22 protein-coding genes are annotated in these 22,465 nt (G+C 74.9%); 8 read left to right on the top strand and 14 right to left on the bottom strand.

Annotation, left to right across the window (positions count from 1 at the left end):
• Nucleotides 1-9 precede the first annotated feature (9 nt).
• The 3 genes from OP18_RS51920 (at nucleotide 10) to OP18_RS01325 (ending at nucleotide 3,605) form a co-directional block, all read left to right on the top strand.
• Complete coding sequence (locus tag OP18_RS51920; RefSeq protein ID WP_052386053.1) at nucleotides 10-1,248, top strand: hypothetical protein; 1,239 nt, start codon at nucleotides 10-12, stop codon at nucleotides 1,246-1,248.
• Between the two features lie 69 nt (nucleotides 1,249-1,317).
• Complete coding sequence (locus tag OP18_RS01320) at nucleotides 1,318-2,766, top strand: flavin-containing monooxygenase (RefSeq protein WP_033356746.1); 1,449 nt, start codon at nucleotides 1,318-1,320, stop codon at nucleotides 2,764-2,766.
• Nucleotides 2,763-3,605 (top strand): alpha/beta fold hydrolase, encoded by an 843-nt coding sequence (locus OP18_RS01325; protein ID WP_063745398.1) that lies wholly within the window; start codon nucleotides 2,763-2,765, stop codon nucleotides 3,603-3,605. The genes OP18_RS01320 and OP18_RS01325 overlap by 4 nt, the downstream gene beginning before the upstream one ends.
• 22 nt (nucleotides 3,606-3,627) lie before the next feature.
• On the opposite strand, the gene OP18_RS01330 is transcribed toward OP18_RS01325, so the two are convergent.
• From OP18_RS01330 to OP18_RS01340, 3 genes are read right to left on the bottom strand one after another with little or no spacing between them, the layout of a single operon-like run.
• Nucleotides 3,628-4,707 carry a Zn-dependent alcohol dehydrogenase gene (locus OP18_RS01330; RefSeq protein WP_033356747.1) on the bottom strand — a complete coding sequence of 360 codons (1,080 nt, stop codon included), beginning with the start codon at nucleotides 4,705-4,707 and terminating at the stop codon, nucleotides 3,628-3,630.
• Nucleotides 4,704-6,047 carry an aldehyde dehydrogenase family protein gene (locus OP18_RS01335; RefSeq protein WP_052386054.1) on the bottom strand — a complete coding sequence of 448 codons (1,344 nt, stop codon included), beginning with the start codon at nucleotides 6,045-6,047 and terminating at the stop codon, nucleotides 4,704-4,706. The genes OP18_RS01330 and OP18_RS01335 overlap by 4 nt, the downstream gene beginning before the upstream one ends.
• A 13-nt stretch (nucleotides 6,048-6,060) precedes the next feature.
• Nucleotides 6,061-7,212, bottom strand: a complete 1,152-nt coding sequence (locus tag OP18_RS01340) for an acyl-CoA dehydrogenase family protein (RefSeq protein ID WP_033356748.1) — start codon at nucleotides 7,210-7,212, stop codon at nucleotides 6,061-6,063.
• 60 nt (nucleotides 7,213-7,272) lie between these two features.
• On the opposite strand from OP18_RS01340, the gene OP18_RS01345 reads away from it, so the two are divergent.
• Entirely contained in the window at nucleotides 7,273-7,902 is a 630-nt protein-coding gene (locus OP18_RS01345; protein ID WP_033356749.1) for a TetR/AcrR family transcriptional regulator, read from the top strand.
• Nucleotides 7,903-7,933: 31 nt separating this feature from the next.
• On the opposite strand, the gene OP18_RS01350 is transcribed toward OP18_RS01345, so the two are convergent.
• Nucleotides 7,934-8,539 (bottom strand): hypothetical protein, encoded by a 606-nt coding sequence (locus OP18_RS01350; RefSeq protein ID WP_156089224.1) that lies wholly within the window; start codon nucleotides 8,537-8,539, stop codon nucleotides 7,934-7,936.
• Nucleotides 8,540-8,652: 113 nt separating this feature from the next.
• Entirely contained in the window at nucleotides 8,653-9,105 is a 453-nt protein-coding gene (locus OP18_RS51925) for a PaaI family thioesterase (protein ID WP_052386055.1), read from the bottom strand.
• 83 nt (nucleotides 9,106-9,188) lie between these two features.
• Between OP18_RS51925 and OP18_RS01360 the strand changes: the two genes are divergently transcribed.
• From OP18_RS01360 to OP18_RS01370, 3 genes are read left to right on the top strand one after another with little or no spacing between them, the layout of a single operon-like run.
• A complete protein-coding gene (locus OP18_RS01360) occupies nucleotides 9,189-10,628 on the top strand; it encodes a class I adenylate-forming enzyme family protein (protein WP_033356751.1) in 1,440 nt (479 codons plus the stop codon).
• A gap of 28 nt (nucleotides 10,629-10,656) precedes the next feature.
• Nucleotides 10,657-11,328 carry a response regulator transcription factor gene (locus tag OP18_RS01365; protein WP_033356752.1) on the top strand — a complete coding sequence of 224 codons (672 nt, stop codon included), beginning with the start codon at nucleotides 10,657-10,659 and terminating at the stop codon, nucleotides 11,326-11,328.
• 3 nt (nucleotides 11,329-11,331) lie between these two features.
• Nucleotides 11,332-12,711, top strand: coding sequence for a sensor histidine kinase (locus OP18_RS01370; protein WP_033356753.1), 1,380 nt, complete (start codon nucleotides 11,332-11,334; stop codon nucleotides 12,709-12,711).
• 22 nt (nucleotides 12,712-12,733) lie between these two features.
• Here OP18_RS01370 and OP18_RS01375 read toward each other — a convergent pair whose 3' ends face one another.
• The 9 genes from OP18_RS01375 to OP18_RS01410 form a co-directional block, all read right to left on the bottom strand.
• Complete coding sequence (locus OP18_RS01375; RefSeq protein WP_033356995.1) at nucleotides 12,734-13,678, bottom strand: TAXI family TRAP transporter solute-binding subunit; 945 nt, start codon at nucleotides 13,676-13,678, stop codon at nucleotides 12,734-12,736.
• Complete coding sequence (locus OP18_RS01380) at nucleotides 13,675-14,283, bottom strand: HAD family hydrolase (RefSeq protein WP_033356754.1); 609 nt, start codon at nucleotides 14,281-14,283, stop codon at nucleotides 13,675-13,677. Before OP18_RS01380 ends, OP18_RS01375 begins: the two co-directional genes overlap by 4 nt.
• Nucleotides 14,280-15,365, bottom strand: a complete 1,086-nt coding sequence (locus OP18_RS01385; protein ID WP_033356755.1) for a carboxylate-amine ligase — start codon at nucleotides 15,363-15,365, stop codon at nucleotides 14,280-14,282. The genes OP18_RS01380 and OP18_RS01385 overlap by 4 nt, the downstream gene beginning before the upstream one ends.
• Nucleotides 15,359-16,345, bottom strand: a complete 987-nt coding sequence (locus OP18_RS01390; RefSeq protein WP_033356756.1) for an aldo/keto reductase — start codon at nucleotides 16,343-16,345, stop codon at nucleotides 15,359-15,361. The genes OP18_RS01385 and OP18_RS01390 overlap by 7 nt, the downstream gene beginning before the upstream one ends.
• Nucleotides 16,346-16,354: 9 nt before the next feature.
• On the bottom strand, nucleotides 16,355-16,714 hold the full coding sequence (locus OP18_RS59430) for a hypothetical protein (protein ID WP_081970146.1): 360 nt from the start codon (nucleotides 16,712-16,714) through the stop codon (nucleotides 16,355-16,357).
• 129 nt (nucleotides 16,715-16,843) lie between these two features.
• On the bottom strand, nucleotides 16,844-17,476 hold the full coding sequence (locus tag OP18_RS01395) for a TetR/AcrR family transcriptional regulator (RefSeq protein WP_052386056.1): 633 nt from the start codon (nucleotides 17,474-17,476) through the stop codon (nucleotides 16,844-16,846).
• Nucleotides 17,477-17,521: 45 nt separating this feature from the next.
• A complete protein-coding gene (locus OP18_RS01400; protein ID WP_033356757.1) occupies nucleotides 17,522-19,618 on the bottom strand; it encodes a hypothetical protein in 2,097 nt (698 codons plus the stop codon).
• 68 nt (nucleotides 19,619-19,686) lie between these two features.
• Entirely contained in the window at nucleotides 19,687-20,556 is an 870-nt protein-coding gene (locus tag OP18_RS01405) for a hypothetical protein (protein ID WP_033356758.1), read from the bottom strand.
• 6 nt (nucleotides 20,557-20,562) lie between these two features.
• Nucleotides 20,563-21,831 (bottom strand): sensor domain-containing phosphodiesterase, encoded by a 1,269-nt coding sequence (locus OP18_RS01410; protein ID WP_052386098.1) that lies wholly within the window; start codon nucleotides 21,829-21,831, stop codon nucleotides 20,563-20,565.
• 87 nt (nucleotides 21,832-21,918) lie between these two features.
• Between OP18_RS01410 and OP18_RS01415 the strand changes: the two genes are divergently transcribed.
• Nucleotides 21,919-22,458 carry a hypothetical protein gene (locus tag OP18_RS01415; protein WP_156089225.1) on the top strand — a complete coding sequence of 180 codons (540 nt, stop codon included), beginning with the start codon at nucleotides 21,919-21,921 and terminating at the stop codon, nucleotides 22,456-22,458.
• The last annotated feature ends 7 nt before the right edge of the window (nucleotides 22,459-22,465 follow it).

Raw genomic sequence — 22,465 nt, forward strand, 5'->3', positions numbered from 1 at the left:
GACACCCCGATGCAGGATCACCGCGGCACCGTGAACGAGGGCCACGTCCCCGCCCCCCGCGACCCGGCCGACGACGACCGCACCGACGTCGCCGTGGGCACCGCTCACCCCCACGACACCGGCGACCTCCACGACACCGACCTGCGTGACGGCGACGTCCCGCAGGACGAGCCGTACCCGGCCGGCACGTACGCGTCGGGCTCCGCCCTCGCCGACCGCGACCACGACGGCGTCGCCGACCGTGACGACGTCGAGGTCGTCGACCGCGACGAGGCCCTGGAGGAGGAGCGCGCCGAAACCCTCGAGGACGCCGAGGACCGCGAGGACCGCGAGGACGCCGAGGACCGCGAGGACGCCGAGACGTTCGAGGAGGCCGAGGCCCGCGAGGAGACCGAGGCCCGCGGCGACGCCGACTTCGTCCCCGCCGACGTGGACGCCAGGACCGACGACGACGAGCGCACCAGCGCGTGGACCGCCGACCAGGCGGACACCCGGCTCGACGACGAGCGCACGGACACCGCCGAGTGGTCGGACGGGCGCACCACCGCATGGACCGACGAGCAGGCCGCCGAGCAGGTGGACACCCGGGCCGACGAGCGCGCCGAGGTGGCCGCCGCGGCCGCCGAGGACGCCGAGGACCGGGCCTGGGCCGCCGAGCACGCGACCCAGCTGCGGGCCGGCTCCCTCCCCGAGGACCACGAGACCACCGACACCCTCGTGGCCGGCCACGACACCGTCGCCGGCCACGAGGGCCACACCGTGGCCGCGCACGACGACGCCGACGCGGACGTCGCCGACGACACCGACGCCGACACCACCCGCGACGACGACGCCGTGACCCACGACGCCGGCACGGATCTCGACCCCGGTGACGTGGTCGCGGTCCCCGTGCCCGGCACCGGCGACCACGACGGGCACACCGACCACGACGCGACCGGCGGGCAGCAGGAGCTGCGGCCCGGCGCGGTCGAGGCCGCCCCGGTCGGGGCGATCTGGGCCGACGGCGCCGCCGACGGGCTGCGGGAGCGGTGGCGCGAGCTGCAGCTGCGGTTCATCGACGACCCGCGGTCCGTGGCCGGCGAGGCCGACCAGCTCGTCGCGGAGGCCGTCGCGACCGTCACCGGCGCGCTGGAGTCCCAGCGGGCGCAGCTGAGCGCCTGGCAGGGCGAGGGCGGCGACGACACGGAGCGGCTGCGTGCGGCCGTCCGCCGGTACCGCGACTTCCTGGACCGCCTGCTCGGCCTGTGACGAGAGAGCTTCCACCGGAAGCTACCCGATGGTAGCCTCCCTGGTACCAGCCGGTACCAGGGAGGCCGCATGCATGCCCGGATCGCCATCATCGGGGCGGGGTTCGGCGGGCTCGGCGCCGCGATCCGGCTCAGGCAGCGCGGGCACGACGACGTCGTGGTCTTCGAGCGGGCCGAGGACCTCGGCGGGACGTGGCGGGACAACGCGTACCCGGGCTGCGCCTGCGACGTGCCCTCGCACGTCTACTCGTTCTCCTTCGCGCTGAACCCCACGTGGAGCAGCACCTACTCGCCGCAGCCGGAGATCTGGGACTACCTGCGCCGGTGCGCGGACCGGTTCGGGGTGCGGCCCGCCATCCGGTTCGGCACCGACGTGCGGCAGGCGTCCTGGGACGGCGCGGCCGGGCACTGGCGGATCGAGACGTCCCGCGGCGACTGGACCGCCGACGTGCTCATCAGCGCCGGCGGCCCGCTCAACGAGCCGGTGATCCCCAAGCTGCCAGGGTTGGAGACGTTCCGCGGCGAGACGTTCCACTCCTCCAGGTGGAACCACGACCTCGACCTCACCGGCCGGCGCGTCGCCGTGATCGGCACCGGCGCGTCGGCGATCCAGTTCGTGCCGGCGATCCAGCCGGTCGTCGGGCGGCTGACCCTCTTCCAGCGCACCGCCGCGTGGGTCATGCCGCGCCGCGAGCGTCCCCTGCGCCGCTGGGAGCACGCGGTGTACCGGCGGGTCCCCGGCGCGCAGCGGCTGATGCGCACGCTCGTCTACTGGGGCATCGAGTCCACCGTGATCGGTTTCCTGCGTCCGCGGGTGATGCGGCTCGCGCAGCGGGTCGCGCTGCGCCACCTGCGCACCGCCGTCACCGACCCGGCGCTGCGCGCGCGGCTCACCCCGTCCTACGCGATGGGCTGCAAGCGGGTCCTCAAGTCCGACACCTACTACCCGGCGCTCACCCGGGACAACGTCGACGTGGTGACCGAGGCGATCGCGGAGGTCCGTCCACACGGGATCGTCACCCGCGACGGCGTCGAGCACGAGGCCGACACGATCGTCTTCGGTACGGGCTTCCGCGTCACCGACCTGCCGATCGCCGAGCGGATCCGCGGCCGGGACGGGCGCAGCCTCGCCGAGGTGTGGCAGGGCAGCCCACGGGCGTACCGCGGCACCACCGTCGCCGGCTTCCCCAACCTGTTCCTGCTGCTGGGGCCGAACACCGGCCTCGGGCACAACTCGGTGGTCCTGATGATCGAGGCCCAGCTCGACTACGTGCTCGGCGCGCTGGAGCACCTGCGCCGCACCGGCGCCCGCAGCGTCGCGCCGCGCGAGGCGGCGCAGCGGGCGTTCGTGGCCGCCGTGGACCGCCGGATGGCCGCGACGGTGTGGGCGACCGGCGGCTGCAGCAGCTGGTACATCGACGCGACCGGCCGCAACTCGACCCTGTGGCCCGGGTCCACCTGGCGCTTCCGCCAGCGCATGCAACGCTTCGACGTCGACGCATACGAGGTGACGGCATGACTTCGGCCGGCAGCAGCATCCACAGCGTCCGGCGGGGCGCCGGCGAGCCGCTCGTGCTCATCCACGGCATCGGCCACCACTGGCGCGCCTGGGAGCCCGTCATCGACCTGCTCGCCGAGCACCACGACGTGATCGCGATCGACCTGCCGGGCTTCGGCCGCTCGCCGGCCCCGGCACAGAACCACGGCATGCCGAGCGCCGTCGAGGCGCTCGCCGGGTGGTTCGCCGAGACGGGGCTGGACCGGCCGCACGTCGCCGGCAACAGCCTCGGCGGCGCCATCGCGCTGGAGCTCGCCGCGGCCGGTCACGCCCGCTCGGTGACCGCGCTGTCGCCGGCCGGCTTCTGCACCCCGGCCCAGGTCCGCCGGGCGTTGGGCATCCTGCGCGGGCACCGCGTCGGCGCGTTCACCCCGACGCCGGTGCTGAAGGCCTTCTACCGCACCGGCTTCGGCAAGGCGTTCTCGTTCGGCTGGCTGGTGCGCGACCCCGGCGTGCTCACCGCCGAACGCGCCCTCGCCGACACCCTGGCGCTGCGCGGCGGCAAGGGCTTCTCGGCGGTCGCCCGGCACGGCCGCGCGTACACCTACACCGGCCGTCCAGACGGCGTGCCGGTCACGATCGCCTGGGGCTCCCGCGACCGGATCTTCCTGCCGGTGCAGGCCGACGTGGCCCGGGAGCGGCTGCCGTGGGCGACGCACGTGGCCCTGGAGGGCTGCGGCCACGTCCCGATGAGCGACGACCCGGCCGGGGTCGCCGCCGTCATCCTGCGTACCACCGCCACCGCCGCCGCTACCACCGCCGCCGACAGCGCCCACGACGACGAGCCCGCGCAGCGCTGAGCCGCGCGGGCCCCGCCGCCGCTCAGAAGTGCACGAGCGTGCGGGCGCCGACGCCGTTGCGCATGCGGTCGAAGGCGTCGCCGACCTCGGCCAGGGAGACGTGGTCGGTGACGAGGGAGGCCAGGTCCAGCGCGCCCGCCCGGTAGTGCGACAGCAGCACCGGCACGTCCACGGCCGGGTCGGTGCTGCCGTACATGCAGCCGGTCAGCGTCCGGGCGAAGTACGCCACCTCCAGGGCGTTGAACGTGACCTGGTCGCTGCTCGCGCCGAGGCCGAGCACGGTGGCGCGCCCGCCGCGGCGGGTGACGGACCAGGCGGCGCGGATCGTCGCGGACCGCCCGACGCACTCGACGGCGTGGTCGGCGCCGCGGCCGGCGGTCAGCGCGCGGACCTCCTTTGCCAGGGACGGCCCTGGCGTGAGGAAGTGGGTCGCGCCCAGGGACAGGGCCAGGTCGGCCTTCGCCGGTGCCGCGTCGACGGCGATGATCGTGGTGGCGCCGGCGATGCGGGCGCCCTGCAGGGCGGCGAGGCCGACCCCGCCGAGGCCGATCACCGCCACGGACTCGCCCGGGCGCACCCGGGCCGAGTTGAGGATCGCGCCGACGCCGGTGAGGACGGCGCAGCCGAGCAGGGCCGCCTCCGCGAGGGGGATGTCGGCGGGGACCGGGATGCAGGCGTTGGCGCCGATGACGGTCTCGGTGGCGAACGCGCCGGTGCCGAGGCCCGCGTAGACGTCCTCGCCGCCGGCGGTGCGGGCGAACGGCACCCCGCGGGCGTCGTCGGCGTGCGCGCACAGGTACGGCTCGCCGGCCTCGCAGAACCAGCACGACCGGCACGGCGGCGACCAGTTGAGCACCACGTGGTCGCCGACGGACAGGCCGGTCACCTCCGCGCCGACCTCGGCCACGACGCCGGCGCCCTCGTGGCCGAGCACGACCGGGAACGGCTGGCGCAGCGTGCCGTTGGCCAGCGACAGGTCGGAGTGGCAGACGCCGGCGGCGGCGATGCGCACCCGCACCTGGTGCGGCCCGACCGGGTTGAGGTCGACCTCCTCCACCGCGGCGGGGCCGTCCACGGCGCGCAGGACCAGGGCGCGGGTCACAGCTGCACCGCCTTCACCGACGTGAACTCCTCGTAGCCGTGCACGCCGAGCTCCCGGCCGTAGCCGGAGTCGCCGATCCCGCCGAAGGGGGCGAGCGGGTTGAAGGACGCGCCGTTGACGTCGACCTGGCCGGTGCGCAGCCGCCGGGCGACCGCGAGCGCACGTTCGGGCGAGCCGGACCAGACGCTGCCGGCCAGGCCGTACGGGGTGCCGTTGGCGATGCGCACGGCGTCGTCCTCGTCGCGGTACCGGATGATGGACAGCACCGGGCCGAAGATCTCCTCCTGGGCGATCACGGACATGGGGTCGACGTCGGCGAAGACGACCGGCGCGACGTAGTAGCCGACGTCCGGCACGGACCCGGGCTCGTTCGCCACCTTCGCGCCGCCGGCGCGGCCGCGCTCCACATAGGACAGCACCCGGTCGCGCTGCGCCGCGGACGCCAGCGGACCGAGGCGGGTCGCCGGGTCGGTGGGGTCGCCGACGGTGTACCGGGACGCGGCGGCGACGGCGAGGCCGACCGCCTCGTCGTGCTGCGACTCGTGCACGAGCAGCCGGGTCCAGGCGGTGCAGGTCTGGCCGGAGTTGAGGAAGCAGTTGCCGACGCCGACCTTCACCGCGGCGGCCAGGTCCGCGTCGGGCAGGACCACGTTCGCGGACTTCCCGCCCAGCTCCAGCGACACCCGGGTGAGGTTCCTGGCGGCGAGGGCCGCCACGGTGCGGCCGGCGCCCGTCGACCCGGTGAACGACACCAGGTCGACCCCGGGGTGCCCGGCGAGCGCGGCGCCGGTCGGGTCGCCGTAGCCGGTGACGAGGTTGTAGACGCCGTCGGGCAGCCCGGCCTCGCGGACCAGCTCGTGCAGGCGCAGCGCCGACAGCGGCGCGACCTCGCTCGGCTTGTGCACGACGGTGTTGCCGGCGGCGAGGGCCGGGGCGAGCTTCGCGACGGTCTGGTGCAGCGGGTAGTTCCACGGGGTGATCGCCGCGACCACCCCGACCGGGTCGCGCACGACCAGGCTGTTGCCGATGCGCTCCTCGGGCTCGTCGCCGGCGAGCAGGTCGACCATCGAGGACAGCACCGCGATGGGCAGCCCGACCTGGACCTTGCGCGACACCGTGAGGGGCGCGCCCATCTCGGCCGTGATCAGCGCGGCGAGCTCGTCGGCGTGGGCGGCGAGCAGGTCGCGCAGCGCGGCGAGGTGCGCGGCGCGGGCCGCGCGCGGCAGCGCCGACCAGGGCCCGAACGCGGCCCGGGCGGCGGCGACGGCCGGGTCCACGTCGGCGGTCTCGGGCACGGCCCCGATGACCTGTTCGGTCGCCGGGTTGTAGACGTCGATCATGGCAGCGGCCCTCTCAGACGAACGCGTTCACGCCGGTGAGGGCGCGACCGATGATGAGCTTCTGGATCTGGCTCGTCCCCTCGTACACGGTAGTGACCCGCGCGTCGCGCAGGTACTTGCCCACCGGGTACTCGTCGATGTAGCCGTAGCCGCCGAAGACCTGCAGCGCCGCGTTCGCCGAGCGGACCGCGGCCTCGGAGGCGTAGAGCTTCGCGGTGGAGGACTCGGTGGCGAACGGCAGCCCCCGGTCGATGAGGTCGGCGACCCGCCAGGTGAGCAGCCGGGCCGCGTCGGCCTCGACGGAGATGTCGGCGATGAGCTGCTGCACGAGCTGGAACGAGGCGATCGGCCGGCCGAACTGCTCGCGCTGCTTCGCGTAGTCCACCGCCGCCTCCAGGCAGCCCTGGATGATCCCGACGCAGCCGGCGGCCAGGGACATGCGCCCCTTCGCCAGGGCCGACATCGCGATCCTGAACCCCTCGCCCTCGGCGCCGAGCAGCGCGTCGTCGCCCACGGTGACGCCGTCGAACGTGAGCGCCGCGGTCGCCTGGCCGCGCAGCCCGAGCTTGCCGTGGATCTCCTCGACGCGCAGGCCGGGCGTGCCGGTGGGGACGAGGAACGCCGAGACGCCCTTCGGGCCGGGGCCCCCGGTGCGGGCGAAGACCAGCGCGACCTGCGCCCAGGTGCCGTTGGTGATGAACATCTTGGCCCCGTCGAGGCGCCAGCCGCCGTCGACGCGGGTGGCGCGGGTCGCCAGGGCGCCGGCGTCGGAGCCGGTGTCGGGCTCGGTCAGGGCGAAGCAGCCGAGGGCGTCGCCGGCGCACAGCCGCGGCAGCCAGGCGGCCTTCTGCGCGGGGGTGCCGTAGCCGTTGATGCTCTTCGACACGAGCCCGAGGGACACCGACACGATGCCGCGCACCGACGAGTCGCCCTTGCCGAGCTCTTCCAGGACCAGGCAGTAGGTGGTGTGGTCGCCGCCGCTGCCGCCGTGCTCCTCGGGGATGGTGATGCCGAGGATGCCCAGGCCGGCGAGCTTCTTGACGATGCCGAGGTCGACGTGCTCGGCCCGGTCCCAGGCGGCGGCGTGCGGGGTGATCTCGCGGCTGACGAACTCGGCGGTCACCTCGCGGATCGCGCGCTGTTCGTCGTTGAGCGTGAAGTCCATGGGCAGTCCTTAAGCGGCACGGTCCCTTAACTAACGCCGTTAGTTTCTAAGATCGTAGCCATGGTCCGCCCCAGAACGCCACTCCTCAGCCGCGACCGCATCGTCGAGGTGGCCACCGCGATCGTCGACGCCGACGGGCTCGACGCGCTGTCGACCCGCCGGCTGGCCCGTGAGCTGGGCGTCCAGGCGCCCTCGCTGTACAACCACTTCGCCACCAAGGAGCAGATCGTCGACGCGATCGGCGACAGCATCGTGGCGGGCGTCGACCTGTCCATGCTGGGCCGCGACCCGTGGCCGGAGGCGCTGAAGGCGTGGGCCCGGGCGTACCGGGCGGCGTTCCGCGCGCACCCGAACGTGGTGCCGTTCCTGGCCCGCGGCCCGGCCCGGCGCCCGGCGTCGCTGCGCCTGGCCGACGCGGTCTACGGCGCGCTGGTCACCGCCGGCTGGCCGCCGGGGTACGCCACCCGCATCGGCGCGACCATGCGGTTCTTCGTCGCGGGGTCGGCCCTGGGCTCGTTCGCGCTGGGCTTCGTCGACGACCCCGACCTGTACGCGCGGGACTACCCGCACCTGCGCGACGCGCACCGCCTCGCCGGCCAGCACACGCACGTCGACGACAGCGCGTTCGAATTGGGCCTGGAGGCGCTGGTGGACGGCCTGGAGCGCAGGTTCGAGCAGCTGCCGGGCTGAGCGGCGCGGGCCGTGACGGGACGCGACCGCCTCAGGCGGCCGCCTCCTGGGGCATGACGAGCAGGATCTGGCCGCCGGGGCGGGTGCTCATCCGCACCGGCATGCTCAGCATCCGGCCGGCCCGGATCAGCACCGTGGCCGTCTCCAGGTCGGCGACGCGCAGGCCGGGGGAGCCGGAGCGGGACGGGCCCGACACCAGCAGCACGCCCCGCCACGCCGACTCGGCCAGCAGCCGGGCGTGGCGGATCTGGCGGGCCGAGCGCGGCAGCTCGGGGGCGCCGCACAGGTCGGCGTAGCCCTGCTGCCAGGCGCGGTCGAGGAAGGCGGCGGTCGACGGGGCGGTGATCACCCGGAAGATCTCGTACCGGTGCCGGGTGCCCGCGGTGTAGCGGTGCACGCTCGCCGAGTGGCCGGCTGCCCCCAACAGCTCGACCAGCCGGTCCGCGGCGACGGACCGGTTGAACTCGGCGAGCACCCCCGCTGGTGCGTGCGCGAAGGCGGTACGGACCCGGTTGCCCCCCAGCGCCCGGGCCCGCCCTCCTGCACCGCACACCCCTGTACATCGCACCAGCACGGCCGCCTCGAACGCGGCGACGGTCGAGGCCCTGTAGCGCTCGCCGGTTGACACGATGTTCACCTGTTCACCGTGGCGGGTGGCACCGGGCCTGCGGAATCGCGGGCGTCGTTCCTTGAGCAAACCTTGACGCTGCGAAACGCCCGGAAAATACGCGGCCGGACCGTTCGCGTGGATCATGCGGCGGGCATCAGGACCTGCGTGCAGCGGCTGGCCGCGAGGGTGGTGCCCGCGGTGTCGTACAGCTCCGCGGCGCAGAACACGACCTTGCGGGTGCGGCGCAGGACGGTGCCGACGGCGCGCAGCGTCCCCGGCCGGGTCGGCCGGAAGAACTCGACCCGCAGATCCGCGGTCAGGAACAGCTCGCCGCGGTCGAGCGTGGTGAAACAGGCGCCGCCCATCGCGGAGTCGAGGATCGCGGTGACCAGCCCGCCCTGGATCACCGGCCCGCCGGGGGTGGTGAAGCCGTACTCGACGGTCGCGTCCCACTCCACGGTCGACCCGCCGGGCTGCCAGCCGGTGCGCCGGAACCCCAGGGTCCGCCACAGGTTCGGCCCGTCGCCCCGGCTGCTGTTCCAGTCGCCGACATCGGCGTAACGCTCACCGGCGGTGATCGGGCGGTCCGTCATCGTGCGGCTCCTCACGGGTAAGGGTTGACACTCCCGGACTATCGGCATAGTCAGTGTAGAAACTGTGGGACAGGAGGACGTCGATGTCCAATCTCGCCCGGCTCGCGGAGGCGTCGCTCGACCGCCACGGCGACTACCCCTCCCTGTGCTTCGAAGGCACCTGGCACACCGCCGGCGACGCGCACGACCGCGCCACCCGCATCGCCGGCGGCCTGCACGGGCTCGGCGTGCGCCCCGGCGACCGGGTCGCCGTCGTCATGGCCAACTGCCCGGAGGTCACGCAGGTGTACCAGGCGGTGTGGCGGGCCGGCGCGGTCGTCACCCCGGTCGTCTTCCTGGTCACCGCCGACGAGCTGCGCCACGTCCTGCACGACTCCGGCGCCGTCGCCGTGGTCACCTCCGCCGAGCTGATGCCGAAGTTCGGCGCCCTGCTCGGCGAGCTCGGCCTGCCGGCGGCCGTCGTGGGCACCCCGTCGTTCGACGCGCTGCTGGACGCCGCCCCGCTGCCGATCGCCGACCGCGGCGCCGGGGAGCTGGCGGCCCTGCTGTACACCGGCGGCACCACCGGACGCAGCAAGGGCGTCGCGCTGACCCACACCAACCTCGCCCACGCCGGGCGGGCGTCCCGCGAGGCGGCGCACGTGCCGGGGCTCACCGTCGGCATCACCGCCCTGCCGCTGTCGCACTCCTACGGCCTGCTCGTCACCGTCGGCGCGATGCAGGCCGCCGAGCCACCGGTCGCGGTGCTGCAACGGTGGTTCGAGCCGGCCGGCTGGCTGCGCCTGGCCGAGCGGGAGCGGGCGCAGACCGCGGCCGTGGTCCCGTCGATGCTGGTCATGCTGCTCGCCCAGCCGCTCGCCGAGCACGACCTGAGCGCGCTGCGGTTCGTGCACTCCGGCGCCGCGCCGCTGCCGCCCGCCGCGGCCGAGGCGTTCGAGCGGCTGGTGCCGTCCGCGCGGGTCCTGGAGGGGTACGGCTGCACCGAGACCGGCGGCATCGTCAGCGCCAGCCCGCCCGGGGCGCCCCGGCGCGGCACCGTCGGCCGGCCCGTCGAGGGCGTCGAGGTCCGCCTCGCCGACGACGGCGAGATCCTCGTGCGCGGCCCGAACGTCATGCGCGGCTACTGGGGCACCGAACCCGGCGCCGGGCTCACCGACGGGTGGTTCGCCACCGGCGACATCGGCACGCTGGACGCCGACGGGTACCTCAGCATCGTCGACCGCAAGAAGGACCTCATCATCCGCGGCGGGTTCAACGTGTACCCCCGCGACGTCGAGGACGTGCTCACCGCCCACCCGGCGGTCGCCATGGCGGCCGTGGTCGGGCGGCCCGACGAGCGCCTCGGCGAGGAGGTGGTCGCGTTCGTCTCGCTCACCGCGCCGGCCACCGCCGAGGAACTGGACGCCTACGCCCGCGAGCACCTCGCCCCGACGAAGCGGCCCAGGGAGATCCGCGTGCTCGAGCAGATCCCGCTGACGTCCGTCGGCAAGCTCAACCGCAAGGCCCTGCGAGCCCTCGTCTGAGCACGCGCTCCTCTACCATGGGCGCACGATGCGAGTGATGTTGGTCGAAGACGACGCACGGGTGGCGGCCGCACTGGCCACCGCCCTGCGCCGGCGCGGGCACGACGTGGCGCACTGCCCGACCGCGCAGAGCGCCCTCGACACGTTCGCCGGTGAGCCGTTCGACCTGGTCCTGCTCGACCTCAACCTGCCCGACGGCGACGGCATCGAGGTGTGCCGCACGCTGCGCCGCAAGGACGAGTCGGTGGCGATCATCGCCGTCACCGCCCGCGGCGAGGAGCGCGACCGGGTCATCGGCCTGCAGACCGGCGCCGACGACTACGTCGTGAAGCCCTACTCGATGGCCGAGCTCAACGCCCGCATCGAGGCGGTCCTGCGCCGCGCGTCGCGGGCCCCGCAGAGCGCCGTCGAGGTGCTCACCGCCGGCCCGGTCCGCGTCGACGTCGCCGCCCGGCAGGTCGCCGTCGCCGGCCGCGACGTCGCGCTCACCCGCAAGGAGTTCGAGATCCTCACCGTGCTCGTGCGCACGCCCGGGGTCGTCGTCTCCTACGACCGGCTGATCCTCGCGGTCTGGCAGACCAGCTTCGTCGGCCGGCACACCCTCGACGTGCACGTCGGCTCGCTGCGGGCGAAGCTCGACGTGCCCGGGCTCGTACAGACCGTCCGCGGCGTCGGGTACCGCCTCGTGCCGGGGCGCTGAGCCGTGCGGGTCCGCCTCGTCACCACGTACCTGCTGCTGCTGTTGCTGGTGCTCGCCGCGCTGGAGGTGCCGCTCGCGCTGAGCATCGCCGGGCGCGACACCCAGCGGCTGGTCGCCGACCGGCTCGCCGACGTCACCCGCTTCGCGACGCTCGCCGAGCCGGCGCTGCGGGCCGGCGAGACCGGCCAGCTGCACGCCGAGCTGCAGCGCTACGACGAGGTGTACGGCATCGCCGCGATCGTCGTCGACCAGGACGCCAACCCCCTCGTCAGCTCCCGCGACGGGCTCACCGTCGGCGCCGCCGACAGCGCCGTGCGGCGGCAGGCGCTGCGCGCCCTGGAGGGCCGCGAGGCCAGCGACGACGGCACCATCTGGCCGTGGCGGCTCGACCCGTTCGTCGTCGCCGTCCCCGTCGGCCGGGGCGGCGAGGTCATCGGCGCCGTCGTCACGATCTCGCCGACCGGCCGGCGCGTCGCCAGCGTCCGCACCGCGTGGAGCGTCCTGGCCGGCGGCGGGCTCGTCGTGCTCTTCGCCGGCATCGCCGCGGCCTGGTCCCTGGCCCGCTGGACGCTGCGCCCGGTCGCCGAGCTCGACGCGGCCGCCCACGAGCTCGGCGCCGGCGACTACGCGGCCCGGGTCCCCGCCGCCGACGGCCCGCCGGAGCTGCGCCGCCTCGGCGCCGCGTTCAACGACATGGCGGCCACCGTCGCGGACTCCCTGGAGCGGCAGCGGGCGTTCGTGTCGCACGCCAGCCACCAGCTGCGCAACCCGCTGACCGCGCTGCGGCTGCGGGTGGAGGACATCGGCGTCGACCTCACCGACCCGCAGGCCGTCGAGGGGCACCGCCTCGCGCTGGAGGAGGCCGAGCGCCTCGGCGACGTCCTGGACAGCCTGCTGACCCTGGCCCGCGCCGAGCGCGGCAGCTACGACCTCGCCGACGTCGACGCCGGGGAGGTCGCCTGGGCGCGGGTCGTGGCGTGGCAGCCGGTCGCCGCGAAGCGGGACATCACGCTGCGCTACGTGCGCCCGCCCCGCCCGCTGCGCGCCCGCGCCGTCACCACCGCGCTCGACCAGGCCCTGGACGCGCTCATCGACAACGCGGTGAAGTTCTCCGGCGCCGGCGGCACCGTGACGGTCCGGCCCGCCGCCGACGACGGCGGGGTGGCCGTGCACGTGCTGGACACCGGCCCCGGCCTCACCGAGCAGCAGCGGGAGCTGGCCACCGAGCGGTTCTGGCGGGCGCCCGACGCGCAGAACGTCGATGGCAGCGGCCTCGGCCTGCCCATCGTCGCCGTCCTGGTCGAGGCGTCCGCCGGCCGGCTGGACCTGCTGCCCAACGAGCCGACCGGCCTGCACGCCAGGGTGTGGCTGCCGAGCCCCTGACCGGTGCCCGCGCGCGGGCCGGTCAGGCCTTCTGCGAGCGGTAGTAACGGGCGGCGCCGCGGTGCAGCGGCAGCGGCGGGGTGCTGATCGCGGAGCGGATGTTGAGCCGGCCCGCGGCCTGGTGCGCCTTCGCCAGCTCGTCGCGGCGCTCGAACAGCAGCCGGGTCACGTCGTGCGCGAGTGGCTCCGGCATCGACACCCGCACCACCAGGTAGTTGGCGATGCCGATCGTGACGGTCGGGCTGATGCCCCGGTACGTGGAGGCCGGCACGAGCCGCTCCGCGTAGTAGTCGCCGTGCACCCGCAGCTGGGGGATGTGCTTGTCCAGCGCGACCAGGGCGATCGGGAACCGCTTGGCGAGCTGCTCGATGGCGCCGACCGGCAGGCCGCCGGAGAAGAAGAACCCGTCGATCTCGCCGCGCTCCAGGGCCGCCGCCGAGTCCTCCACGTTGAGCTCGCGCCGGGTGACGCGGGACTTGAAGTCGGCGCCGAGGGTGTCGAGGATGCGGTTGGCGGTGATGCCGGTGCCGGAGCCCTGCGCGCCGACCGACACCCGCCGACCCTGCAGATCGGCGACCGAGGCGATCGGGCCGCCCCGGCGCACCACGAGGTGCACGTAGTCGTCGTAGATGCGGGCCAGGGCGGCGAGCTGGTTGGGGGCGGTCGTGGCGGCGGAGCCGGCGATGTCGGCCTGGGTGAACGCCAGCTCCGCGGTGCCGACCAGCACCCGGTGCACGTTGTCGTCGGAGGCGGCGGTCTCCAGCACGCTCGCCTGGACGTCCGGCAGGTACTGCCCGGCGAGCCGGGCGATCGCCGAGCCGTACGCGTAGTAGACCGCGGCCCGGCTGCCGGTCGCGATCCGCAGCGTGCCGCTGGCCTCGCCGCGGTCGGCGTCGCACGCGGCGAGCACCGCCAGCCCGGCACCACCCGCCACGAGCGTCCGCCGCCGCACGCCGCCGCCCGTCATGCGGCGGCGCCCGCCAGGCACGCCTCGAGGATCTGCAGGGTCTCGTCCGGGGTGCGGTGCCGCACCGTGGTCATCCCCAGCTCGCGCGCCGGTTTCAGGTTGCCGGGCAGGTCGTCGACGTAGACGCACTCCTGCGGGGGCAGGCCGATCGCGGCGGCGCCGAGCACGTAGATCGCCGGGTCGGGCTTGCGCACCCCGACCTCGCCGGAGATCACGATCCCGTCGAACAGCTCGTCGAGCAGGATCCGGTCATACCGCTGCGACCCCCACGAGTTGGAGATCAGCCCGGTGCGGATGCCGCGCCCGCGGGCCGCCCGCACGAAGTCGAGCATCGCCACGTCGGCGGTGGTGGCGCCGAGCAGGCGCTCGATGAGGCCCTCCGGCGCCACCCCGAGCAGTGCCGCGAACCCGGCCTCGAACTCGGCGTCGGGCAGCGAGCCGTCCTCCAGGCCGCCGAGCAGTGCGCGGGCCGCCGGGTCGGTGCGGAAGAGGTCCCGGACCGTGCCAGCCGGCAGCCCCTCGCGCGCGCAGAACGCGTCGAACGAGGCGAACACGTCGGTGGTCAGCACCCCGCCGTAGTCGACCAGCAGCCCGCGCAGCGTCACGAGATCCCCGTCCCCTCAGCGGTCTCCTTCGCCAGTGACTGTACGACCTCCCGCGCCCGCCCGATCGCCCGCTGCCGGGTCGCCGACGTCCCCCTGGCCCGCAGGTCCTCGAGCAGGTCCACGGCGGTGTCCCACTCGCCGCGCGCCTCCAGGGCCGGCCGGACGTGCGTCATCAGCGCGTCGACGCGGGCCCCGGCCGGCAGCGCCGAGCGGGTCGCCGGGTCGACGAGGTGGCCGCTGAGCCCCGACCTGGCGGCCCGCCACGTGGCGGCCCGCAGCAGCACCTGCGGCGCCTCCGGCAGGGGCCGCCCAGCGGCGTCCTCCTCGGCGGCGACCGTGACCAGCCCCCGGGCCAGCGCGGCGAGCAGCACCGCGTCGTCGACCCGCGGGCAGGAGTCGGCGACGCGCACCTCGACGGTCGGGTAGCGCGCCGACGGCCGCGCGTCGAAGTACACCATCCCGGCGTCGCTGATCACGCCGCTGTCCACGAGCGTGTCGACGACCCGCTGGTACTCCGCGGCGGAGCCGAGGTCCGGCGGCGGGCCGACGGTCGGCCAGCGCGACGTGACCACGGTGCGGTAGGAGGCGTACCCGGTGTCCTGCCCGGCGAAGTACGGCGAGCTGACGCTGAGCGCGAGCAGCGCCGGCAGCCACTCGCGGATCCGCCGGGTGATGCGCACCGCCAGGTCCCGGTCCGGCACCCCGACCTGCACCTGGCAGGCGGCGACCTGCTGCTCGTCGACGAGCTGCCGGTACTCCTGCGCCATGCGTTCGTAGCGCTCGTCCGGGTACACCCGGCTGGGGCCGCTGCCGGAGCCGGGGACCGTGCCGGCCGCGACGATCGCCAGGCCGAGCCGCCCGGCGGCCTCCACCAGGGACCGGCGCTTCTCGATCAGGTCGGCGCGCAGCGCGGTGAGGTCGCCGTGCACGCCGGTGGCCGTCTCGACCATCGAGCGGTGCAGCTCGGGCTCGGCGTCGGCGCCGCGCAGGATCCGCCGCGCGGCCGGCTCCAGCTCGCCGGTGTCGGCGTTGACGACGTGGAACTCCTCCTCCACGCCGATCGTGTCACCGGTGCTCACCATCGGCTGTGCACCGAGGCGCGGACCAGGTCGTCGTACACCGCGCGGACCGCGTCGTGGGTGGCGGCGTCCAGCGGCTCGGCCGACCCGGCGGCGGCGTTGCCGCGGGCCTGCTCGGCGTTGCGGGCGCCGGGGATGACCACGGACACCGCCGGGTGGTCGATGATCCAGCGCAGCGCGAACTGGGTCATCGTGAGCCCCTCGGGGCGCAGCGGCGCGAGCCGGCGCACCGCGGCCAGGCCGGTGCCGTAGTCGACGCCGGAGAACGTCTCGCCCTGGTCGAACGCCTCGCCGTGCCGGTTGTAGGTGCGGTGGTCGTCGGCGCCGAACGTGGTGTGCTCGTCGTACCGGCCGGACAACAGGCCGCTGGCCAGCGGCACCCGCGCGATGATCCCGACGCCCATCTTCTCCGCGGCGGGCAGCACGTCGTCGAGGGGCTTGAGCCGCAGCATGTTGAAGATGATCTGCACGGTCGCGACGCCGGGCCGGGCGATGGCGGTCAGCGCCTCCGCGGCGGTCTCCACGCTGACGCCGTACGCCTTCATCCGGCCCTCGGCGACCATCAGGTCCAGCGCGTCGAACACCTCGTCGGTGGCGTACACCTCCGACGGCGGGCAGTGCAGCTGCACCAGGTCGAGGGTGTCGACGCCGAGGTTCTCCCGGGACCGGTCGTTCCACGCGCGGAAGTTGTCGAGGGTGTAGCGGCTCGCCTCCTGCGGCACCCGCCGCCCCATCTTCGTGGCGACCGTGACGCCGTGCCCGTCGGGCAGGCCACGCAGGAACTGCCCGACGAGGCGTTCGCTGCGGCCGTCGCCGTACACGTCGGCGGTGTCGATGAACGTCACGCCCGCCTCGTGCGCGGCGGTGAGGGTGGCGAGGGCCTGTTCCTCGTCGACCTCGCCCCAGTCGGCGCCGAGCTGCCATGCGCCGAGCCCTACCACGCCGACCGGGGCACCGGTCCGTCCTAAGATCCGTTCCTGCATCCGCCCAGCCTAGGGCGTTACGGGAAGACCGGCACGTCCTGCCGCACGAGACGGCGGTTCGAGGTGAAGAAGTCGGCGCCGGTGAGCACGACGGCCTCGAGCGGCGATCGACAGGACCGGCCGGGCCGTGCCGAGCCCGGCGGCGACCGTGTCGGTCCGGACCTCGTCGATGGAGTCCAGGATCGGCGTGTCCCGGTACCGCGACTCCGCCGCCGACAGCGTCTGGGCGGACGTCGCGACGACCAGGTTGCCGTAGGTGACGGTCGACGGCGCCGCCCTGGACCGCAGCGGCGACGCGATCGCCCACGCCGTGTGGAGCCTGGTGACCGGCCCCACCACCCCGCCCGGCAGCGCCGTCGGCGGCTCCACGCCCCGGTCACCGCAGCCGCGGCCGGCAGCGGCGCGGGCACCTACGACGTGGACGGCGGGGACACCGGCGTTCGTTCGCCCGCGATCACCCTGCCGGCGTCGACGAGGCGCTGATCAACCGTTCCCGACTCAACCGCTCCCGACCGCGCCCGCCGGGGGGCGGTGCGCCGCGCCGGCCCCCAGCAGCGCGCCGACGCCGGTCAGGTAGGTCTCCCGGTCGACCCGGCCGATGAGGACCCGCTGCAGGATGTACCCCTGGATGAGGCCGAAGATCGCCGAGCCGATCGCGGTGGCGTCCACGCCGGCCGGCAGCTCCCCGGTCTGCTGGGCGCGGCGGGCCAGGTCGGTGGCGCTGAGCCGGATGCGCGAGTAGACGTCGGCCACGAAGGCGGCCAGCTCCGGGTCGTGCACCGCCTCGCCCCACACCTGCACGGCGATGCGGATCGTGCCCTCGTCGGTCAGGTTGACGTCGATCTGGCGCAGCAGGTCGTCGAGCACCGTGAGCAGCGGCGGCGCCGGCTCCCGGCGCAGCAGGCTGTCCGCGGTCTCGCGCACCACGCTGATCTTCTCGCTGGCGATCGCGGTGATCAGGGCGGCCTTGCTGTCGAAGTAGCGGTAGAACGCCCCGACCGACAGCCCGGCCTCCTTGATGACATCCTGCATGGAGGTCTGGTGGAAGCCGTTGCGCAGGAAGCAGCGGGTCGCCGCCTCGATGATCTGCTCCCGGCGGGCGGCGAGGTGGGCTTCGGAGACGCGGGGCACGCCAACGATTATAGAGCGAATGTTCGCTTTCTTCGGTGGAACCGGTCAGACGCGGGTCGCGTTGAAGATCATGGTGGTCATGACGACGCCGCCGGCGCCCGCGTTGGCCAGCATGAGCCGCGGCGACAGGCGGGTCACCGGGTTGGTCCGGTCGACCGCGGTCGCCTTGCGGTTGCCGGTGGAGAACGCGGTCAGCTCGATCCCGCCGTCGGCGGTCGGCTTGCAGGTCACCTGCAGCGGGGTCGACGCGGTCGTGGGCGGGCCGGCGTTCTTCGGCTTCGCCGACGCGGCGAGCTTCGCCGGCTGCCCGCCGACCAGCTTGCCGATCTCGATGACGCCGTCGGCGGTGACCTCGAACGTGTAGCCGTTGCCGAGGTCCGCGCCGTCCAGGCAGGCCGCGCCGATCCTGGCGCCGCCGGCGGTCTTGCCGATCGCGGCGAACTCCAGGTCCATCGCGAAACCGCCGCCCGGCACGCTGAGCCGCTGCTGCGGGCCCGGCGCGACGCAGCGGGTGTTGGGCTGCTCCGCGGTGACCCGCAGCGCGTCGGGCACCTCGACCTTGCAGCCGCCCGCGGCGCCCCACGGCACCTTCTGCTGCAGCGCCGCGACCGTCCGGCTGCCCTTGAGCGTCCACGGGCCGACCGCGCCGACCGAGCACGCGATGACCGGCCGCGGCGTCCAGCCCGGCGGCAGCATCGGCTTGTCCAGGGGCAGGAACGACTGGCCGAACGGCACGCCGAGGTACGCGCCGTAGGACTGCTCGCAGACCGCCTTCGCGGCCGCGTCGACGGCGTCGCGCCCCGGGTCCTCCAGGAAGGGCAGGTGCCCCACGTAGGTGACCTCGCCGATGTGCGCGGCGTTGCACGGCGTCACGTACCGCAGCTGCGACGACCCGCCGATCCAGTCGAAGCACTCGCCGGCCTTGAGCTCGAACTGGTCGCCGACGTAGGTGTCGGCGGCGGCCTTCGACGGGTCGGCCAGGGCGCGGGCGATCCGGTCGCCGTCGTCGTTGCCGGTGACCTGCAGCCCCTTGTCCAGCAGCGCGAGCAGCGACGGCGACAGCCCGTCGGCGGCGACGGCGGTGTCGTGCACCGCCTGCCGGTGCGACGGGGACAGCCCCGCCACGACCACGACCCGGCCCTGCTCGGTGCGCAGGTAGTACTCGAAGCCCAGCCAGTGCCCGGCGCCGGCGCCGAGCAGCGGCACGGCGACCGCGACGGCGAGCACGGCGTAGCCGGTGACGGTGCCCCAGGCCCGGCCGACCGACGCGGCGATGACCGCGCCGGCGCCGACGAGGACCCCGCCGAGGAGCCCGATCGCGCCGCCGGTGGCCAGCAGCAGCCGCAGCGGCTCGGCGAGCAGCCAGCCGACCAGCCCGCCGGCGCGCGAGGTGCCGCCGTCCAGCAGGCTCGGGTTGCCCCGCACCAGGTGCAGCAGCCCGAGCGTGGCAAGGGCGATGCCGGTGGTGCGGGTCAGCACCCGCTCGCGCAGGTAGTGCAGCGTCGCGACGGCCAGGTCGCGCAGCTCGGCGCCGGTCCACAGCCGCCGGTCCACGAACGGCACCAGGGGCAGCTGCCACGGCCAGGTGGCGCGCGGCAGCCGCGGCAGCGGCCAGAGCAGCAGCAGCGGCAGGACCGGCAGGGCGTAGGCGGCGTAGCCGAACACGAACGTGAACACCGCGGCCGCGACGCCGTGCACCGGCACCCGCGGCACCCAGAGCAGGGCGACGAGCGCGGCGACGACCAGCGCGATGATCCCGATCCGGGGCCACGAGGGGCGCGCCGGCCGCGGTGGGCGGGGCTTCTGCGGTGGCGGCGGCTCGTCATGTACGGCCACCGCGGCGGCCCTCTGCGTCGCCGGCCCGTCGACGGTGGCGGGGACGGCCGCGGCCCGGCGGGTGCGGCGGTGCGAGCCGGCCTCGGCGGCCGCGGCGCCCTGCCAGTCGGTGAGCGCGGCGCGGACCTGGCCGGTGGCGGCGACGCCGAGCAGCAGCCCCGCCACCAGGGTCAGCACCACCTGCCACACCGGCGGCGCGGGCGCGATCCCGGTGAGGGTGGCCAGGCCGAGGACGGCCGCGGTGGCGAGGGTCAGCAGCGCGACCGCGGGTAATGCGGCGCGGGCGCGCTCGCCGACCTCGGACATGGCTCTGGAGCATGGCACCCGCCGTACCCCATCGCAACTGGCCTAAGTCTGGCTTAAAACTCGCCCGGTCACATCTGCGTGTGGCCGGCCGCGCAGGCGTCGATGACCGGCTTGAACGCCTCACGCTCCGCATCGGTGATCTTCAGCTCCGTGTACAGCGGCGGGCCGCCGTCGAGGCTGAGCCAGGCCGGGAACACGTACGGCTTCTTGATCTCGGCGAGCGCGTGCGGGGTGCAGCGCTCCCCGTCGACCACGACCGGGACGCTGACCTCCTGCTGCCCCGGCTGGAGCGTGGCGTAGGGCTTCGGCGTCTGCTCCCGGGCCGGCAGCGGCAGCACCTCCAGCAGGATGCTGCCGACGAACTCCTGCAGCGTCACCGTGCCCGGGTAGCCGACCCGCCGCAGGACCACGGTGCCGTTGAGCCAGCCGCTGGGCAGGTGCGTCCACGGGCCGAACGTGAGGGTCACCTGCCGGTCCAGGTACGCCTGCTGGCAGTCGACGGCCAGGAGCTTGTCGAGCATCGGGTCAGGGTCGGGCAGCGGCAGCCGCACGTCGTGCAGCTTGCCGTCGGCGGTACGCACGCCGAACGCGACGTGCGAGGCGGCGCTGCGCGGCTTGAGCTCGTCGCCGGGGCAGATGCCGGTGCCGTAGGAGACCGGCACGTCGACCCGCAGGCCGCCGACGGGCAGCGGGGCGTCCACGGTGACCGGCCCGACGCCCTTGAACGACGGCGCCTGCAGCTCGACCCGCTCGACGGTGACCTTCTCGGGCCCGTCGTTGTGCATGGAGATCTGCACCGTGTGCCGGACCTCGTCGACCCGCCCCTGGGTCAGCTCGACCCGCAGCTTGACCGGCGGGACCTGCTCGGCGTCGTCACCGGCGGCGCCGGAGCAGCCGGTGAGCAGGGCGAGCACCGCGACGAGCGCGAACCGCTTCATAGCCGACTATGTTGGCACGATCCAGTGCAGCAGCGCACGGGCCGCCTCCAGGACCAGGTCACGCTCGTACGTGAGGGCGTAGGTGAAGCGCCGGTCGGGGTCCGGGCCGTCGTCGGCGAGGTCGCGGGCGACGAGGGCGCCGGCGAAGTGCGGGCCGACGACGACCACGTTCCACTCGCCGCGCAGCGGGTCGTCGCCGGCGATCGCGGCGCCCCGCACGCCCGGCACCGGCTCGCTGGGCAGCTGCGTGCCGAGCGCGCCGACCAGGGCCGCGGTCCGTGCGGCGGTCGCGTACCGGCGGGCGGTCGCCGGGGTCAGGAACCGTGCCTCCTGGAAGCAGCCGAGCAGGATCGGCGGCTCGACGGCGTCGAGGGCCTTCTCCTCCAGGTACCGGCTCAGCGGCATGAGCATCCGTTTCGTCGCCTCGGCCGTCGGGCGGCGGGCGGACACGATCTCGTACGGCGTGCGCGTGCCGGTGCCGGCGGGCGGGGCGACGAACGGCACCGGCAGGGTCGCGCTGCGCCCGGCGACGTCCGGCGGCAGCGGCCCCGGCCGCCCGGGCAGCCAGCCCTGGCCGAGGGTGGCGCCCATGCCGAGGGCGGCGGCGACGTGCTCGCGGGTCTCGATCCCCTCGGCGAGGACCGCGGCGCCGCTGCGTTCGGCGTAGGCGACGATCGCGTTGACCACCCGGGCGGCGTACGCGCCGTCGGGCCGCTGCGTCAGGTGCCGGTCGACCTTGACCACGTCGGGGTGCACGAACGGCATGACCGACAGCGACGCGGGCTCGGCGCCGACGTCGTCGAGGGCGACGCCCCAGCCGGAGCCGCGGCAGGCCTCGGCGGCGGCGATCAGGGCCGCCGGGTCGGCGGCGATGGCCCGCTCGGTCATCTCGACCACGACCCGCAGGCGCAGCTGCGCGTCGAGGATCGTCGGGGCGAGGTCCAGCGGGCACGGCACGCCGAGCGCGGCGGGCTCGGCGTTCACGAACAGGGTCAGGCCCAGCGGGAACCCGGCGTCGATCGCGGCGCGGTAGGCGGCGGCCCGGCACACCCAGTCGAGCTCGGCGAGGCGCCCGGCCGCGGCGGCGGCCCCGAACAGCTCCAGCGGCGACTCCCACGGGGTGCCGGCCGGGCCGCGGCTGAGCGCCTCGTAGCCGACGACCTCGGGGCGGTGCCGGCGCCAGGAGTCCAGGCGCACGATCGGCTGGAACACGGTGGTGACGGCCCGGGCACCGATGACGTCGCCGACGCTGCGGATGATGGTGGTGCCGTCCATGCCCATTGTTTCGACCCGGACGTCCGGGAACTGAGGGTAATCGCCGGTTTGGCGGCGGGTGGGGTCACTCCGGTACCTTGGGCGGCGATGCGACGTGTACTGATGGTGACGCTGCTGCTCGCGCTGGCGGCCTGCTCCGAGGCCGGTCCGTCCTCCCCGGTCTCGCCGGGCGCCTCGGGCGCCTCGGGCGTCGCCGTGCGCACGGCGGGCTGCGGCGGGTCGCCGTCCGGCGACCTCGTGGACGTCGCCGCGCAGATCGGGTCGAAGGGCGAGGCCGACTTCGCCGCCGCGTTCGCCGGTGCCCGCGTCGGCGAGGAGGGGGTCGAGGTGTACCGCAAACCGTCGGCCGAGCTCGACGCGTGGATCACCGCGACGTTCGCCACGACGTGCGTGCTGGTGCACGACGCGCGCTTCTCCGCCGCCGAGCTGGCGAAGCGCTACCAGCAGGTCGGCGAGGACAACGTGTACTGGAGCGAGCAGGGCGTGCACGTCAACAGCGTGTCCTCGGACTTCGTGCGCGGGGTCGTGGTCGTCGGCACCCAGGAGGTCGACAAGGCCAGGCCGCTGTTCGCCGCCCGCTACACCGGCGGGCCGCCGGTGGAGCTGGTGGACGAGGCGCCCGCCTGATGCGGCC

It is taken from the genome of Dactylosporangium aurantiacum (assembly GCF_000716715.1).
Classification (GTDB): domain Bacteria; phylum Actinomycetota; class Actinomycetes; order Mycobacteriales; family Micromonosporaceae; genus Dactylosporangium; species Dactylosporangium aurantiacum.